This window comes from Arthrobacter sp. ISL-69, from assembly GCF_018613775.1.
GTDB lineage: Bacteria > Actinomycetota > Actinomycetes > Actinomycetales > Micrococcaceae > Arthrobacter.
The window spans coordinates 18,116-34,473 of sequence record NZ_JAGGPO010000010.1 but is presented as its reverse complement, the minus strand read 5'-3'; the positions used below and the strand labels follow the sequence as shown (position 1 = coordinate 34,473).

Here is a 16,358-nt window from a genome sequence, read left to right as displayed (position 1 = left end):
GGCCCAGGCGGCCCCAGGCGAGTCCATTTACCAATCCGGCAGCCCTGTTTTCCCGGACACCCGCGGCGCTAAGCTCTGAGGATGGCAAACACTTCCGGGGCGGAGCCCGGTGTGCGCCACGTCCCGCGGCGCCCCCTGCAACGCCATGCCGTCCAGCGCCGGACGGTTATGCTCCTCGGTTCGGCACAGCTGCTCAGCGGAATCGGTACGGGGGCCACCGTTTCCATCGGCTCGCTGCTGGCAGTGGACCTTTCCGGCTCGAGCGCCTGGGCCGGCTCCGTGGCCACCGTCATGACTCTCGCCGCGGCCCTCTCGGCGCTGCCGCTGGCCTCGCTGGCGCACCGCCGCGGCCGCCGGGCCGGCCTCGTGAGCGGTCTCGCCGCAGCCCTCGCCGGCATGGTGCTGATCGTGGGTTCCGTGGTGTCCGGGATCTTTGTGCTGCTGCTTCTGGGGACCGCCGGTGTGGGCATCGGCACGGCATCCAGCCTGCAGGCGCGGTTTGCTGCCGTGGACCTTGCCGACGATGAACGCCGCGGACGGGCCCTGTCAGCCGTCGTGTGGGCCATCACTATCGGCGCAGTGGCGGGACCCAACCTCATCCAACCGGGCGCCGTGGTGGGCCAGGCCGTCGGCCTGCCGCCCATTGCCGGTCCCTTCGTCATTTCCGCCGTCGGACTGGTGCTGGCCTGCGCCCTGCTGCTGACGGGGCTGCGCCCGGACCCGCTGCTGTTCGCGCGGCAGCTCGCAGCGGACGCCGAAGGGGTTGCCGGACCTGGCCGCCCGGACGATCCGGCACCGGCAGGCCCGGCTGCCTCCGGGGTCCGTGTGGGCGGGCAGCAGCCGCCAGCCTCGCGGGGCGGCGCCCTTCGCCGTGGACTGCTGGCCGCCCGCCATTCACCCTCCGCCATCCTGGCGCTGGCGGCCGTCGTCGGCGCCCATGCCGTAATGGTGGGTGTTATGTCCGTGACGCCGCTGCACCTGCAGGAACTGGTGGCCGGGCCCGGCAGCGCCGCCCACGCCAGTCACACCGCCGCCGGCGACGTCCTGGTGATCATTGGCTTCACCATCTCGCTGCATATTGCCGGGATGTTCGCGTTCTCACCCGTGATGGGGTGGCTCACGGACAAGACCGGACGCAGGCAGACCATTGTCCTGGGATTCGCCATGCTGGTAGCAGCGGTGACCGTGGCGGGCTTCGGCCAGCGGTCAACCGTCGCGGTGACCGTGGGGCTGGTGCTTCTGGGGCTCGGGTGGTCCGCCGCCACCATCGCGGGATCCACGCTCCTGGCCGAAAGCGTGCGCCAGGAGGACCGCGTTATGGTCCAGGGCGTTTCGGACATGCTGATGGGTGCGGCCGGCGCGGTGGGCGGCGCCTTCTCGGGTCTCATCCTCAGCTGGGCCGGTTACCCGGGGCTCAACCTGGCAGGCGGCCTGGTTGCTGTAGTTGTTCTTGCCGCGGCGGTCATCGCCCTCCTGCCGACCAAGGCAGGAGACGGGACGGCGACGTTGTTCGGCGGGGCCGGCGGGCGCTCAGGGGCGGACTGAGCGCACCATTCCCAGCAACCGCGAGAAGATGCCTTCACCGTCGTCTGCGATCCCGTCATGGTGGAAGTCCGAGGTTTCCCAGACCTGGAGGCCGCGCACGGCCGAGGCCGTTTCCAGGGACAGATCCCGGTCAACGTAGATGTCCTCGCTGTACACCGCGGCGGCCACGGGCACGCTGTTCGACGCCAGCCGTTCCGGGTCGTACAGGGGCTTCCAGTCGGGCTTCCCGGCCAGGAGCCGGGCAACGTTCCGCAGCGGGCGGAGCGCTGCGTCCTGTTCGAAGTACCAGGGGTAAACCATCTCGCCGGTCAGGAGTGGCTCGGCGGCATCGGGGCTGAACTCCGGGAAGTCCTGAAGCACCCGCTGTGCTGCCCAGTCCGTCGCCCCGCCCTGGCCGTAGATGGATTCGTGCATGAGGGCATACAGAGGGTTGGCGGCACGCGAGACAATGCCGCGGACCTGCTCCAGGAACGCATCCGACAGGCGTTCGCCGCCGGGCGTTTCCACGAAGGCGTCCTCCAGCAGATGGTGCAGTGTGTCCACCCTGGTGTTGCCGCCCAGGAACGACCCCACCATCTGGAACCGCTCCACGGTGAGCCGCTCGCCGTCGGGCAGGTACTCATCTGTCCCGCGCAGGTGCCGGGCAATCCGGCTGACCGCGGCGCGGTCCTCGGGATATGCGGCGAAGTATTCGGAGTTGCGGGCGGCGACCCGGCGGAAGGTGGCCCGGTACACCCTGTCCGCGGGGCCGTCCAGCGGCGCGAGCCCGCCGGTGATGAGTGCCTCACGCAGGCCCTCCGGGGCGAAGGAAAGGTAGCTGAGCGCGCAGAAGCCGCCATAGCTCTGCCCGTAGATGGACCACGGACCGGATCCCAGGGCATGCCTGATGGCCTCGGCGTCCGCGACGATCGAGTCGGCCCGGAAATGCGTCAGGTAGTCCAGCTGCTCCGTCTCGGTTCCCCGCAGCGGAAGCGTGTTGCGGTCGATGGGAGTGGACAGCCCGGTGCCGCGCTGGTCAAGCATCAGGATGCGGAAGTCCCTGGCGGCGGCTTTGGTCCAGCCGCCGAGGGCGGCGAGCCGGTTGCCCCGTCCGCCGGGGCCTCCCTGCAGGTACAGCAGCCAAGGCAGCTGGGTGGCCTCCTCCTCGCTGTGGTCCGTGGAGACGTACTCGCGCGCAAACACGGTGATCTTCCCGGCGCCGCCATTGAAGTGGTCCAGGGGCACCTCGAAATAGTGTTCGGCCGTGCGCATCCCGCGGTACTCATGCCGTGCCCTAATGGAGTGCGGAACGGTCTTGGCAAGCCTGGCCGTAGCCTCCAGCATTGCCACGGCGGCGAGCCCGGTCATGGGCAGGTCAGCCACGGGCGTGTGCCTCGCGGGCAGCGCCGAAGGCCTCCAAGGCTTCCCCGGTCAGGCGGAAGGTGGACCACTCCTCCATGGGGAATGCACCCAGCCTCTTGTAGAAGTTGATGGACGGTTCGTTCCAGTCCAGTACGCTCCACTCCACGCGTGCATAACCGCGTTCGACGGCGGTGGCCGCCAGGTGCTGCAGCAGGGCCTTGCCGTGGCCTTCGCCGCGGGCCGCCGGAGTCACGTAGAGATCCTCGAGGTAGATGCCGTGGACACCTTCCCACGTCGAGTAGTTGAGGAACCAGAGGGCGAATCCCTGGACCTCGCCCGCCGCGTTCTCGGCCATCGTGGCGTACACCCCGGGGTTCTCGTCGAACAGCACGTCCGTCAGCATTTCCGGGGTGTTCCGGACCGCGTGGGGCTCTTTTTCGTAGATGGCCAGTTCGTGGATCATCTGCAGGATGACGGGAACGTCTTCTACGGTGGCTGGCCGGATTACACTCATGATTGGGTTCTCGTCTCTCCCTGCTGGAGGGTGTCTTGAAACTCGGGCTTGATGTCCACTCTACTGAATTCCGCCGTCCTGCTGCTCGACGCCGTGGGATCCGGGCGGTCTCCGAACAACGACCGACTGGCGGGGAGCAATGAACGACCAGAAGCGGCGGCGCACCCGGGGGATAGGCCTCCTCATCGTCGTGTTGGCAGTTGGATTGGCCGCGCTTGCCGGCATAACGCTGCTGCAGCTGATGGACGCCCGTCCCGCACCGGTGTTCCCGGCCGGGACGTCGTCGGTGTCCGCCGCGGCCCCGCCTGATGCCGCTCCTGAAGGCGCCGTGACAGTCGGGGACCTGCGGGCAATCGTCAGCAGCCGTGACACGCTGACCATCAGCGTCCTGGGGGACTCCACTGGCGACGAACCGGGCGAATGGGTCGACTTGTGGGCGCGGGACCTGTCGAAGCACGGAACCGTGACACTGCACTTCTGGGACGGGGCCGCCGGTGACTGGAACGCGCATCCGACCGTGTACCCGGGCCCGGACCGCCCCATCACCGTCTGGAACGGTTCCCGTTCAGGTGCAAGCTATGCTTATCCGCTTTTGCACCTGGACCGCATCCAGCCTTCAAAACCTTCGCTCACCGTGCTCAACTTCGGGCACAACCCGGCCCCGGAGCGGGCGGACAAGGGGGCAGCGGAGCTGCTGGCCGCCGCTGACGCCAAGTGGTCCGCACGGGTTCCCGCAGCGATTGTGCTGCAGAACCCGTCGCTGGGGATGTGGGAGGAGCATACAGCCGGCAGCGTGGCCGCGCTTCGCGACTGGGCGCCGGGTGCCGGCTATCCGGCCATTGACGTCAACGCAGCGTTCCGGGCACGCGGGGACCTGCCGGGACTACTCACAGACGATGTGCACCCGAATTCCACGGGACAACGGCTGTGGGCAGACACGATCAGTACTGCCCTGGGCTGACGGCCGGAGCGGGTCACAGCCTGCTGACGTCGGTCACCCGGACCACTGCCGTGCCGGTTTCGTCCGACGCCGCCAGGTCCACCTCTGCGGAGATTCCCCAGTCGTGGTTGCTGGCGGGGTCGTCGAAGATCTGCCGGACTTTCCACACGCCGGGCTCTTCGGTGATGATCAGCAGCCCCGGGCCACGGGCGTCCGGTCCGGTGCCGATGTCATTGTGCTCGTCGAAGTAGTCGTCCAGGACGTCTTCCCAGCGGTCGGCATCCCAGCCGGTGCCGCCGTCGAGCTCGCCGAGTTCCGTGGCCGCCTCATCGGCGAAAAGCTCCACGCGCCGGAACATTTCGTTCCGGACCATCACCCGGAACGCCCTGATGTTGGACGTCAGCGACGGCGGCGGAGGCGGGGGAGCGTCGTGCGGGGTCGGAGCGGCTCCGGAGGTCAGCTCCTCCCATTCATCCAGCAGGCTGGAATCGACCTGCCGGACCAGCTCACCCAACCAGGCGATCAGGTCCTCGAGGTCTTCCCGGAGGGAGTCCTGCGGGACCGTCTGGCGGAGCGCCTTAAAGCCGTCGGCGAGGTACCGCAGCACAATGCCCTCGGAGCGCGCCAGGCCGTAGAACTGGACGAATTCGCCGAAGTTCATGGCCCGCTCGTACATGTCCCGGACCACGGACTTGGGGGCAAGCTCGAAGTCGCCGATCCAGGGCGCAGCCTTGCGGTAGACATCGAAGGCCTCACCCAGGATTTCCGCCAGCGGCTGGGGGTAGGTGACGTCCTCCAGCATGGCCATGCGCTGGTCATACTCGATACCGTCGGCCTTCATGGCGGCGATGGCTTCTCCGCGGGCCTTCTTCTGCTGGGCCGACAGGATCTGCCGGGGCTTTTCCAGCGTGGATTCGATGACGGACACCACGTCCAGGGCGTACGACGGCGACTCCGGATCGAGGAGTTCCAGCGCCGCCAGTGCAAACGGCGAGAGCGGCTGGTTCAGTGCGAAGTTGGCCTGCAGGTGGACAGTGAGCCTGACGGTCCTGCCGTCCGGGCCCTGTTCCTCGGGCGGAATCCGCTCCACAACGCCTGCGGCCAGCAGTTCCCGGTAAATGCCCAGGGCTTTCTTCATCAGCTGGAGCTGCGAAGTGCGGGGTTCGTGGTTGTCCGTGAGCAGCCGGCGGGCAGCCTTGAAGGGGTCGCCGGGCCGCTCCATCAGGTTCATCAGCATGGCGTGCGTCACGGTGAAGCTGGAGGTCAGCGGATCGGGGACGGAGCCCACCAACCGGTTATAGGTGGGTTCACCCCACGAAACGAAGCCCTCGGGCGGCTTCCGCTTGACCACCTGGCGGAGCTTCTTCTGGTCATCGCCGAACTTGGCGGTGGCCTTGGCCATCGCCTTGACGTTCTCGATCACGTGTTCGGGGGCCTGCACCACCACGGTGCCGGCAGTATCGTACCCGGCCCGCCCTGCACGGCCGGCGATCTGGTGGAACTCGCGTGAGTTCAGCAGCCGGGTACGGACGCCGTCGTACTTGCTGAGGGCGGTGAGCAGGACCGTGCGGATGGGCACGTTGATGCCCACGCCCAGCGTGTCGGTGCCGCAGATGACCTTGAGCAGGCCGGCCTGGGCCAGTTGCTCCACCAGCCGCCGGTACTTCGGCAGCATGCCGGCGTGGTGAACGCCGATGCCGTGGCGGACCAGCCGGTTGAGGGTCTTGCCGAAGCCTGCCGCAAAGCGGAAGCCGGCAATCAGCTCGGCGATCTTGTCCTTCTCCTCGCGGGTGCAGACGTTGATGCTCATCAGGTTCTGCGCCCGGTCGATTGCCTCAAGCTGGCTGAAGTGGACCACATAGACGGGGACCTGTTTGGTGGAGAGCAGCTCCTCGAGGGTCTCGTGGACAGGCGTCTGCTCGTAGTAGTAGTGCAGCGGGATCGGGCGTTCAGCGGAACTGACGGTCGTCGTCGGGCGTCCCGTCAGATCGGTGAGGCCGGCCTCAAACCGGCTCACGTCGCCCAGGGTCGCGGACATCAGCAGGAACTGCGCCTGCGGAAGCTCCAGCAGCGGCACCTGCCAGGCCCAGCCGCGCTGCGGGTCGGAGTAGAAATGGAACTCGTCCATGATCACCGCACCCAGGTCCGCCCCGGCGCCTTCCCTAAGTGCGATGTTGGCCAGGATTTCGGCGGTGCAGCAGATGATGGGTGCGTCCTGGTTGACGCCGGAGTCGCCGGTGATCATTCCGACGTTTTCGGCACCGAAGATCTCGCACAGGGCGAAGAATTTCTCCGATACGAGGGCCTTGATGGGTGCCGTGTAGTAGCTTCGGTCCCCCCGGGCCATGGCCTGGAAGTGCGCGGCAATGGCCACCAGGGACTTGCCGGACCCCGTCGGAGTGGCCAGAATGACGTTGTCCCCGGAGGCGAGTTCCATGATGGCCTCGTCCTGTGCGGCGTAGAGGGACAGCCCGCGGCTTTCCGTCCACTCAACGAAACGGGTGTAGAGCTTATCCGGATCGTGGTCCGCCCCGCTGGAGGTACGTTCGGCCGGGACAGGGAGCTGCTCAACGAGTTTCATTGCTTTCCAGCTTAGTGCCCGCAGCCAATGGGTGGTTCGTCCTTGGTCGCGGGGCCGGCCCGGACTAGGCTCGGCCTGACGGCAACCGCTCGAGCCATTGGAGGACATCCTTGAAATGGGATCCCGCTAAGTATGTGGAGTTCGGAAACCACCGCGACCGGCCATATTTTGACCTCACCGCGCGTGTCCACGCGGACCATCCGCGCCATGTGGTGGACCTCGGCTGCGGGCCCGGCAATCTCACGGCGACCCTCGCGGAGCGCTGGCCCGGCGCCGAAGTGCTGGGGATCGACTCGTCCGCCGAAATGCTGCAGAAGGCGGAAACCCACGCTGCGGGGTCGGCCAACCTCTCCTTCGCACTGACGGACATCGCCCGGTGGATGCCGTCGGACCGGACCGACGTGGTGGTGACCAACGCGGCCCTGCAGTGGGTCCCCGGCCACCCGGCACTGCTGGCGGGCTGGCTGGAGGCCCTCAGGCCCGGCGCTTGGTTCGCCCTGCAGGTTCCGGGGAACTTCGGTTCGCCGTCGCATGTGCTGATGCGGCAACTCGCGGAGTCCGGCCGCTGGAAGGACGCCCTCGACGGCGTCCTGCGGCACGATGACGCCGTCGCTGAACCCGCCGAATACCTCAACATCATGCTCGACGCCGGCTGCGACGCGGATGCCTGGGAAACCACCTACCAGCAGGTTCTGCACGGACCGGATCCGGTCCTGCAGTGGGTCAGGGGGGCCGGACTGCGGCCTGTGCTGTCAGCGCTCCCGCCGGCGGACGCCGCGGAATTCGAGGCGGAGTATTCGGCGCTGCTCAACGACGCCTACCCTGCCACTGCGCACGGCACTGTTTTTCCGTTCCGGAGGATTTTCGCAGTCGCGCGGAAACGGGGCTGACCATGCCGTCGCGGCGGAGGGAGGTGCGATGCTCGCAGGCATGATGATGCGGCTGCTCGCCGCGCATAAGCCGGCGGTCCTGGCCATCGTGATCCTGCAGCTCCTGCAGACCACGGCCAACCTCCTCCTGCCCACCCTCAATGCCGCCATCATCGACGACGGAATCGTCTTGGGGAAAACGGACCTCATCCTTCGGCTGGGCGGATGGATGGCGGGCATTGCCGCCGTCCAGGTTGCCGCGGCCCTCTCTGCCGGGTACTTCAGTGCCAATGTGGCCATGAAGCTCGGCCGCCAGCTGCGCCAGGAGCTCTTCGCGAAGGTCCAGTCGCTGTCCTCCCAGGAGGTGGGATCCTTCGGCGTGCCCAGCCTGGTGACACGGGCCACCAACGACGTCCAGCAGATCCAGGCGCTGGCCGTGCTGGTCTTCACCATGCTCGTGGCGGCGCCTGCCATGGGCATCGGCGGCATCGTCCTGGCCCTGAACCAGGATGTGGTCCTCTCAGGCATCGTGGTGGCCATCGTGCCCGTGCTGGTGGTCATCATGTACCTGATCGTGCGCCGGCTCGTGCCCCTCTACCGGGAGGGCCAGGTCCTGATCGACCGCATCAGCAGGGTGCTGCGGGAGCAGATCATCGGGGCCAATGTCATCCGGGCGTTCGTCCGCCAGGCGCACGAAGCGCGCCGCTTCGCCGTCGTTAACCGTGAGCTGACCCGCAACAACCTGCAGTCCGCGCTGCTGGTGGCCGGGATGCTGCCGCTGATCATGATCGTGGTGAACCTGTCGTCGGTGGCGGTGGTGTGGTTCGGCGGCCACAGAATCCAGGCCGGGGACATGAAGCTTGGCGCGCTGACGGCCTTCATCGCCTACATCCTGCAGATCCTCATTGCGATCATGATGGCCATGTACGTCCTGATGACGGCTCCCCGCGCGGCGGCCTGCGCAGAACGGATCCAGGCGGTGCTGGACACCCGCCCCGCCATAGCCGATCCGGCGATCTCGCGGGCCGGGCTGCCGCACGCACAGCGCACCGCAGGCGGCACAGTGGAATTCCGCGACGTCACCTTTGCCTACCCCGGGGCGGAGGCGCCGGTCCTGGACCGCATCAGCTTCACTGCGTCGCCGGGCACGTTCACCGCCATCATCGGCTCGACGGGCAGCGGAAAGTCGACAATGCTCAACCTGCTGCCCCGTTTCCTGGACGCCACGTCGGGGGAGGTCTTGATCGGCGGCCACAATGTGAAATCACTTCCGCTTCATTTCCTGCGGAACAGCCTGTCGCTGGTGCCCCAGCGCGCCTACCTCTTCTCCGGTACTGTTGCCGAGAACCTGCGGATTGCGGCGCCTGACGCCAGCGACGACGACCTGCTCCGCGCGCTCCGCACCGCCCAAGCGGAGGACTTTGTGCGCGACCTGCCCCACGGTCTCCACACCCCGGTGAGCCAGGGTGGAACGAATTTTTCCGGCGGCCAGCGCCAGCGGCTGTGCATCGCCCGCGCACTGCTTCGCGACGCCCCGGTGTACCTGTTTGACGACAGCCTCTCAGCGCTGGACCATGCAACGGACGCCCGCCTCCGCGAGGCGCTTACCCCGCTCACCCGCCGGTCCACGGTGATCATCGTGGCCGAACGCATCGCGACGATCCTCGACGCAGGCCTTATCCTGGTGCTGGACAAGGGCAGGCTCGTCGCCCAGGGCACGCACAGCGAACTGATGCGTACGTCGACGGTCTACCAGGAAATTGCCGCGTCACAGCTTGCGCTCGGAGGCAGGGTATGACCGCAGCCGAACCCACAACGACGACGGCGGTCGCCGCCCCGGGTGCCGCCTGGGCCACCAGCAGGCGCCTTCTGGGACTGCTGGGCCCCGTAAGGCGGAGGATGCTCGGTGCCGTTGCCGCCACCTGCGCGTTTGTGGCGCTCAACGTGTCGGCCCCCAAGCTGCTGGGCGACGCAACCGACGTCGTGGTTGATGGTGTTTTTGGAGGGACCTTCAACGAACAGAAACTTGCCACCCTGCTGCTGCTCGTGGCGGTGATGTACATCGGCGCTTCTCTCTTCAGCTGGGTACAGGGAGTTGTCACCGCCACCGCCGTGCAACACGTGAGCTACCGGCTGCGGGCCTCCGTGGAGGACAAACTGCACCGGCTGCCGTCCGCGCATTTTGACGAGCAGCGGCGCGGGGACGTCCTCAGCCGGGCCACCAACGACGTCGACAACATCTCCCAGGCACTGAACCAGCTGCTGAACCAGCTGATCCTATCGGTGCTCATGCTGCTGGGCGCCCTCGCCATGATGCTGTGGCTCTCCCCGCTCCTGGCGGTCATTGCCTTGGTGACTGTGCCGTTTTCGACGGTGGTCACTGTCCTCGTCGCCCGGAAGTCCCAGGCGCATTTTTCCGAGCAGTGGAGCACCACGGGCGAACTCAACGCACACCTCGAGGAGTACATCACGGGCCACGAGGTGCTCAAGGCCTTCGGGCGGCAGGGCATGGCCACCGAGGTGTTCACCACCAGCAACGACAGGCTCTCCCGGACCAGCGCGCGCGCCCAGTACGTTTCCGGCGCTGTCCAGCCGCTCCTGGTTTTCGTGTCCAACCTCAACTACATTGCCGTGGCCGTGGTGGGCGCGCTGCAGGTCACCGCCGGTGCCATGACCATCGGCGGGGTCCAGGCCTTCATCCAGTTCAGCAGGCTCTTCAGCCAGCCGATCGGGCAGATTGGCGGGATGCTGACCCTGATGCAGTCCTGCGTCGCGTCGGCTGAACGTGTGTTCGCCCTCCTGGATGCAGCGGAAATTCCGCGCGACGGCACAGAGCACGACGGCGCAGAGCAGGCCGGCACGGAGCAGGCCGGGAAGGAGCTGGCCGGAAGGGAGCCGGCCGGCGCGGAGGGGGCAGCAGTTACCGGCGGCCGAGTGGTGTTCGACGCCGTCACCTTCGGCTACAACAGCGGTCCGCCCGTGGTCAGGGAGCTGTCCTTTACCGCTGAGCCCGGGCAGACCGTGGCCATCGTCGGGCATACCGGGGCCGGTAAAACCACCATGGTGAACCTGCTCATGCGGTTCTATGAGCTCGATTCCGGCCGGATCACCGTCGACGGCGTGGACATCGCAGGGCGCGGCCGTGACGAGCTGCGTTCCATGATCGGCATGGTGCTGCAGGACGCCTGGGTGTTCACCGGCTCCATCAGGGAGAACATCGAGTACGGGCGGCCCGGCGCTAGCGACACAGACGTTCTCTCCGCCGCGGAAGCCACGCACGTGGACCACTTCGTGCGCGCCCTCCCTGACGGCTACGGCACACTATTGGGCAACGACGGCGACTCCCTCAGCCAGGGGCAGCGGCAGCTGATCACCATCGCCAGGGCCCAGCTCGCGGGCCGCAGCATCCTCGTCCTGGATGAGGCGACAAGTTCTGTGGATACGCGCACTGAAGTGCAGATCCGGCAGGCGATGCAGCGGCTGCGGCAGGGCAGGACGAGCTTCGTGATTGCCCACCGTTTGTCCACGGTGCGGGACGCTGATCTAATTCTCGTCATGGACCACGGACGAATCGTCGAACACGGGAACCACCAACAGTTGCTGGCAGCCAACGGGCACTACAGCAGGCTTTATGATGCCCAGTTCTCAGGTAGGGCAGATGCGCTGCGCGCAGGGGAGTCGGGGCAGTGAGCGGCGTAAATGAGTTTCCGGGGACCTGGAAGCCGAACCAGGGCAGTTCGGTCCCGCTCTTTGAACAGTTGCGGCTGAACATCATCGAACGGGCGGACAGCGGCGCCCTGGCCCCCGGCACGCGCCTGCCCGCCGTGCGCGCCCTTGCAACCGCGCTGGGCGTCGCCCCGCACACCGTGGCCCGCGCCTACAAGGAGCTGGAAGCGGCAGGGATTGTTGCCACCCGCGGCCGGCACGGAACCACCGTCTGCGCCAGGGACGAGGCTTGGACCTCGCTGACTGCGGCTGCTGCTGATTTCGCCACCGCGGCAAAGGCCCAGGGCGCAAGCTTTGCGGAGGCAGTACAGCTGCTGGCGGCAGCCTACGACGCCGAATAGGCGCCGGCATGGAAATTCGAAGAAGTTTTCGATTAGCATTAGTGGGTGCCTAAAGCCGTAGCTGAAGAACCAGCCGTTGATGCCCGCTCCGCTCTCGTACCCCTAAACCAAGGGAAACCGGCGCGCCCGGACCTTTCCCGCCTTGTGGTGAAGGGGGCACGGGAGCACAATCTGCGCAACGTGGACCTGGACCTGCCGCGGGACTCCATGATCGTTTTCACGGGACTGTCCGGGTCCGGAAAGTCATCCCTGGCGTTCGACACGATCTTCGCGGAGGGCCAGCGCCGCTACGTGGAATCGCTGTCCGCGTACGCCCGCCAGTTCCTGGGACAGGTGGACAAGCCGGATGTGGACTTCATCGAGGGCCTGTCCCCGGCCGTTTCCATCGACCAGAAGTCCACCAGCAAGAACCCCCGCTCCACCGTGGGCACCATCACCGAGATCTACGACTACATGCGCCTGCTCTGGGCCCGCGTTGGCCGTCCGCACTGCCCCATCTGCGGCGAGCAGGTGGCGAAGCAGACGCCGCAGCAGATCGTGGACCAGCTGCTTGAACTGCCGGCGGGCACACGCTTCCAGGTCCTCGCTCCCGTCGTCCGCGGGCGCAAGGGCGAATTCGTCGACCTCTTCAAGGAACTGACGGCCAAGGGCTACTCGCGTGCGCGCGTGGACGGGGACCTCATCCAGCTGAGCGATCCTCCCAAGCTCGGCAAGCAGTTCAAGCACACCATCGAAGTGGTGGTGGACCGGCTCGTGGTCAAGGAAGGCATCAGCCAGCGCCTGACCGACTCGGTCGAAACCGCTCTTGGTCTGGCTGAAGGCCGCGTGCTCGCCGAATTCGTCGACCTCGAACCGGATGATGCGGAACGGATCCGGGCATTCTCCGAGCACCTGGCCTGCCCCAATGAGCACCCCCTCGCCATCGATGAAATCGAGCCCCGCTCGTTCTCGTTCAACAACCCCTTCGGCGCCTGTTCCGCCTGCAGCGGCATCGGCACCAAGCTGGAAGTGGATGAGGAACTCATCATCCCGAACCCGGAGCTCTCCCTCGGCGAGGGCGCCATCGCGCCCTGGTCGCTGGGTACGGCCACCAGCGAGTACTGGAACAGGCTGCTGGCCGGGCTCGCGAAGGAACTCGACTTCTCGATGAAGACGGCGTGGCAGAAGCTTCCCAATGACATCCGGCAGACCGTCCTGCACGGCAAGGACCATAAGGTGGTGGTGCAGTACCGCAACCGCTTCGGCCGGGAGCGCAAGTACAGCACCGGCTTCGAGGGCGTCGTCCAGTACGTCCACCGCAAGCACCTGGAAACCGATTCGGATTCGGCCAGGGACCGGTACGAAGAGTACATGCGGCAGATCCCCTGCCCGGCCTGCAATGGCGCCCGCCTGAACCCGGCCTCGCTCTCGGTGCTGATCAACGGCAAGTCCATCGCCGAAGTGGCAGCCATGCCGATGCGTGAATGCGCCCACTTCCTGGACACCCTGGTGCTCACCGGCCGCGAGGCCCAGATCGCTCACCAGGTCCTCAAGGAAATCCAGGCCCGCCTCACCTTCCTCCTCGACGTCGGCCTGGAATACCTGAACCTGGAGCGTCCCTCCGGCACCCTGTCCGGCGGCGAAGCGCAACGAATCCGACTGGCAACGCAGATCGGTTCCGGCCTGGTCGGCGTCCTTTACGTCCTCGACGAACCCTCCATCGGCCTGCACCAGCGCGACAACCGCCGGCTGATCGAAACGCTTACCCGCCTGCGGGACCTCGGCAACACCCTCATTGTGGTGGAGCACGACGAAGACACCATCCAGGAAGCCGACTGGATTGTGGACATCGGACCGGGCGCCGGCGAGCACGGTGGCCAGGTGGTGCACTCCGGCTCGTACAAGGAGCTCCTGGAAAACACCGAATCGCTGACCGGCGACTACCTTTCCGGCCGGAAGAAGATCGAGATCCCCAAGAAGCGGCGCAAGTACGACAAGAAGCGCGAGCTGAAGGTCATCGGCGCCCGGGAAAACAACCTCGTCAACGTGGATGCCGCCTTCCCGCTGGGACTGCTGACGGCTGTGACCGGCGTCAGCGGCTCCGGCAAGTCCACCCTGGTCAACGAAATTCTCTACAAGGTGCTGGCCAACAAGCTCAATGGCGCCAAGCAGGTGGCCGGCCGCCACAAATTGATCCAGGGCCTCGAGCACCTCGACAAGGTGGTACACGTCGACCAGAGCCCCATCGGCCGGACGCCGCGGTCCAACCCGGCCACCTACACCGGCGTGTTCGACAACATCCGGAAGCTCTTCGCCGAGACCACCGAGGCCAAGGTTCGCGGCTACCAGCCCGGCCGGTTCTCGTTCAACGTCAAAGGCGGGCGCTGCGAAGCATGTTCCGGTGACGGCACGCTGAAGATCGAGATGAACTTCCTGCCGGACGTCTATGTGCCCTGCGAGGTCTGCCATGGTGCGCGGTACAACCGGGAAACCCTGGAAGTCCACTACAAGGGCAAGACCATCGCGGACGTGCTCAATATGCCCATCGAGGAAGGCGCGGAGTTCTTCGCCGCCTTCTCGCCGATTGCGCGCCACCTGCGAACGCTCGTCGACGTCGGTCTGGGCTATGTGCGGCTGGGGCAGCCGGCCACCACGCTGTCCGGCGGCGAGGCGCAGCGCGTGAAGCTGGCAGCGGAACTTCAGAAGCGGTCCAACGGCCGGAGCATCTACGTCTTGGACGAACCCACCACCGGCCTGCACTTCGAGGACATCCGCAAGCTGCTCATGGTCCTGCAGGGGCTGGTGGACAAGGGCAACACCGTGATCACCATCGAACACAACCTTGACGTCATCAAGAGCGCGGACTGGATCGTGGATCTTGGGCCCGACGGCGGATCCGGCGGCGGCCAGATCATCGCAACGGGCACTCCGGAACAGGTCGCGAAGTCCACCAAGAGCTACACGGCAACGTTCCTGGCGGAGATCCTGGCCTAGCCCGGACCCAGGCGCACCCGAATGGCTGGAGCTTGCTGATCCGGTGGGAAGAAGTATTCCTGTCAGGGAATGCGAGTTTCAGCCATTCGCGTCCTCGTGAGAAACTAAGCCGGTGACCCTTTCAACAGTGCCCGTGATCTTCGACCTGGACGGCACTCTTGTCGATCCGGCGGGGGGAATAACGGGCGGAATCTCCGCGGCCCTTACCCAACTCGGCATCAGGGTCCCCGCCCCGGCCCAACTGGACGCGATGATCGGCCCGAAACTCAGCGATTCCCTCCTGAACATTGCCGGCGTTCCGCCTGAACAGCTTGCCGAGGTCATTCGGATCTACCGGGCCTACTACCTTGAAACCGGCATCGCCCAGAGCCGGCTGTATCCGGGTATCCGGGAACTCGTAGAGGGCTACGCCGCCTCAGGACGCCCCATTGCGGTGGCGACGCAGAAACCTGAAGGGCTCGCAAAGATTGTGCTCGAGCACCACGGAATCGCCGGCTCCTTCCGCTTCATTCGGGGTTCGGCCGCCGACGAGGCTGCCGGCGCCACCGCCCCGCTTGGCAAAACTGAAATTGTGGCGGCTGCGCTGTCCGACCTGCGCACGCAGCACGCCGTGATGGTGGGGGACCGCGCCCAGGACGTGGCCGGCGCCATGGCCAACGGCCTTGACTGCATCGGCGTCAGCTGGGGATTTGCTCCCGACGGCGAGCTCCACGAGGCCGGCGCCGTCGCGATCGTGGACTCCACCAGGGGCCTCGCGGTAGCCATCGACAACATGGACGCCGTTCGGACCGCAGCCATGAGTGAGGTGCACGACGATGGCATTGTTTGATGCGATCCGATGGACCACCCGCACGCTGATCTCCGGAACCTGCCGGCCGACGGTCATCGGGCTGGAGAACGTTCCCAAGGACGGGCCTTTCATCGTCGCGCCCAACCACCTGTCGTTCCTGGACAGCGTGATTGTGCAGGCCCTGATGCCCCGGCCGGTGGCGTTCTTCGCCAAGGCCGAATACTTCACCACTGGCGGTGTGAAGGGGAAGGTCATGAAGTCCTTCTTCGAATCAGTAGGCTCCATTCCCGTGGAACGCGGCGAGCAGGCGGCCAGCGTGGCCGCCCTCAAGACACTGCTTGACATCCTCGAGGCAGGCAAGGGAATCGGGATCTATCCCGAGGGAACCCGCTCCCGGGACGGGATCCTGTACCGTGGCCGCACCGGCGTCGGCTGGCTTGCGCTGACCACCGGTGCCCCGGTCATTCCCGTCGGCCTCATCGGTACCGAAAACCTCCAGCCGGCAGGCCAGAACGGCGTGAAGCCGCAGCACTTCACCATGAAGGTGGGCGAGCCGCTGTACTTCGAAAAGACCGGCCCCGACCACTCACTGCCTGCCCGCCGCCAGGTCACGGACCGGATCATGGACGCCATCGCCGAGCTCAGCGGCCAGGAGCGCTCCACCAGCTACAACCAGAGCAAGGCAGCGGAGTAGCGGCTGCAGAGCCCCTGTCTGGGACACCCTGCATCCTCAGTAGA

Annotated in this window: 12 protein-coding genes; 9 read left to right on the top strand and 3 right to left on the bottom strand. The window is 66.5% G+C overall.

What is annotated here, in order from left to right; translation table 11 throughout:
* The first annotated feature begins 81 nt into the window (after positions 1-81).
* Complete coding sequence (locus tag J7I79_RS05505; protein ID WP_214951196.1) at positions 82-1,545, top strand: MFS transporter; 1,464 nt, start codon at positions 82-84, stop codon at positions 1,543-1,545.
* On the opposite strand, the gene J7I79_RS05500 is transcribed toward J7I79_RS05505, so the two are convergent.
* A complete protein-coding gene (locus J7I79_RS05500) occupies positions 1,531-2,868 on the bottom strand; it encodes an alpha/beta fold hydrolase (protein WP_214951532.1) in 1,338 nt (445 codons plus the stop codon). The genes J7I79_RS05505 and J7I79_RS05500 overlap by 15 nt on opposite strands.
* Before the next feature lie 31 nt (positions 2,869-2,899).
* Entirely contained in the window at positions 2,900-3,400 is a 501-nt protein-coding gene (locus J7I79_RS05495; RefSeq protein WP_214951194.1) for a GNAT family N-acetyltransferase, read from the bottom strand.
* A gap of 139 nt (positions 3,401-3,539) precedes the next feature.
* Here J7I79_RS05495 and J7I79_RS05490 point away from each other — a divergent pair, with 139 nt between their 5' ends.
* Positions 3,540-4,361: an SGNH/GDSL hydrolase family protein gene (locus J7I79_RS05490; RefSeq protein ID WP_214951193.1), complete on the top strand. Its 822-nt coding sequence runs from the start codon at positions 3,540-3,542 to the stop codon at positions 4,359-4,361.
* Between the two features lie 13 nt (positions 4,362-4,374).
* On the opposite strand, the gene J7I79_RS05485 is transcribed toward J7I79_RS05490, so the two are convergent.
* Positions 4,375-6,921, bottom strand: a complete 2,547-nt coding sequence (locus tag J7I79_RS05485; RefSeq protein ID WP_214951191.1) for an RNA helicase — start codon at positions 6,919-6,921, stop codon at positions 4,375-4,377.
* A 110-nt stretch (positions 6,922-7,031) separates the two neighbouring features.
* Between J7I79_RS05485 and J7I79_RS05480 the strand changes: the two genes are divergently transcribed.
* The 7 genes from J7I79_RS05480 to J7I79_RS05450 all read left to right on the top strand — a co-directional run bounded on the left by J7I79_RS05480 (position 7,032) and on the right by J7I79_RS05450 (position 16,314).
* On the top strand, positions 7,032-7,811 hold the full coding sequence (locus J7I79_RS05480) for a trans-aconitate 2-methyltransferase (protein WP_214951189.1): 780 nt from the start codon (positions 7,032-7,034) through the stop codon (positions 7,809-7,811).
* Between the two features lie 28 nt (positions 7,812-7,839).
* Positions 7,840-9,588, top strand: a complete 1,749-nt coding sequence (locus tag J7I79_RS05475) for an ABC transporter ATP-binding protein (protein WP_214951187.1) — start codon at positions 7,840-7,842, stop codon at positions 9,586-9,588.
* Complete coding sequence (locus J7I79_RS05470; RefSeq protein ID WP_214951186.1) at positions 9,585-11,480, top strand: ABC transporter ATP-binding protein; 1,896 nt, start codon at positions 9,585-9,587, stop codon at positions 11,478-11,480. Before J7I79_RS05475 ends, J7I79_RS05470 begins: the two co-directional genes overlap by 4 nt.
* Positions 11,477-11,857, top strand: coding sequence for a GntR family transcriptional regulator (locus tag J7I79_RS05465; RefSeq protein ID WP_214951184.1), 381 nt, complete (start codon positions 11,477-11,479; stop codon positions 11,855-11,857). Before J7I79_RS05470 ends, J7I79_RS05465 begins: the two co-directional genes overlap by 4 nt.
* 45 nt (positions 11,858-11,902) lie before the next feature.
* A complete protein-coding gene (gene uvrA / locus J7I79_RS05460) occupies positions 11,903-14,830 on the top strand; it encodes an excinuclease ABC subunit UvrA (RefSeq protein ID WP_214951182.1) in 2,928 nt (975 codons plus the stop codon).
* Between the two features lie 112 nt (positions 14,831-14,942).
* Positions 14,943-15,659 (top strand): HAD hydrolase-like protein, encoded by a 717-nt coding sequence (locus tag J7I79_RS05455; RefSeq protein WP_214951180.1) that lies wholly within the window; start codon positions 14,943-14,945, stop codon positions 15,657-15,659.
* Complete coding sequence (locus tag J7I79_RS05450) at positions 15,646-16,314, top strand: 1-acyl-sn-glycerol-3-phosphate acyltransferase (RefSeq protein ID WP_214951178.1); 669 nt, start codon at positions 15,646-15,648, stop codon at positions 16,312-16,314. The genes J7I79_RS05455 and J7I79_RS05450 overlap by 14 nt, the downstream gene beginning before the upstream one ends.
* Positions 16,315-16,358: the final 44 nt, after the last annotated feature.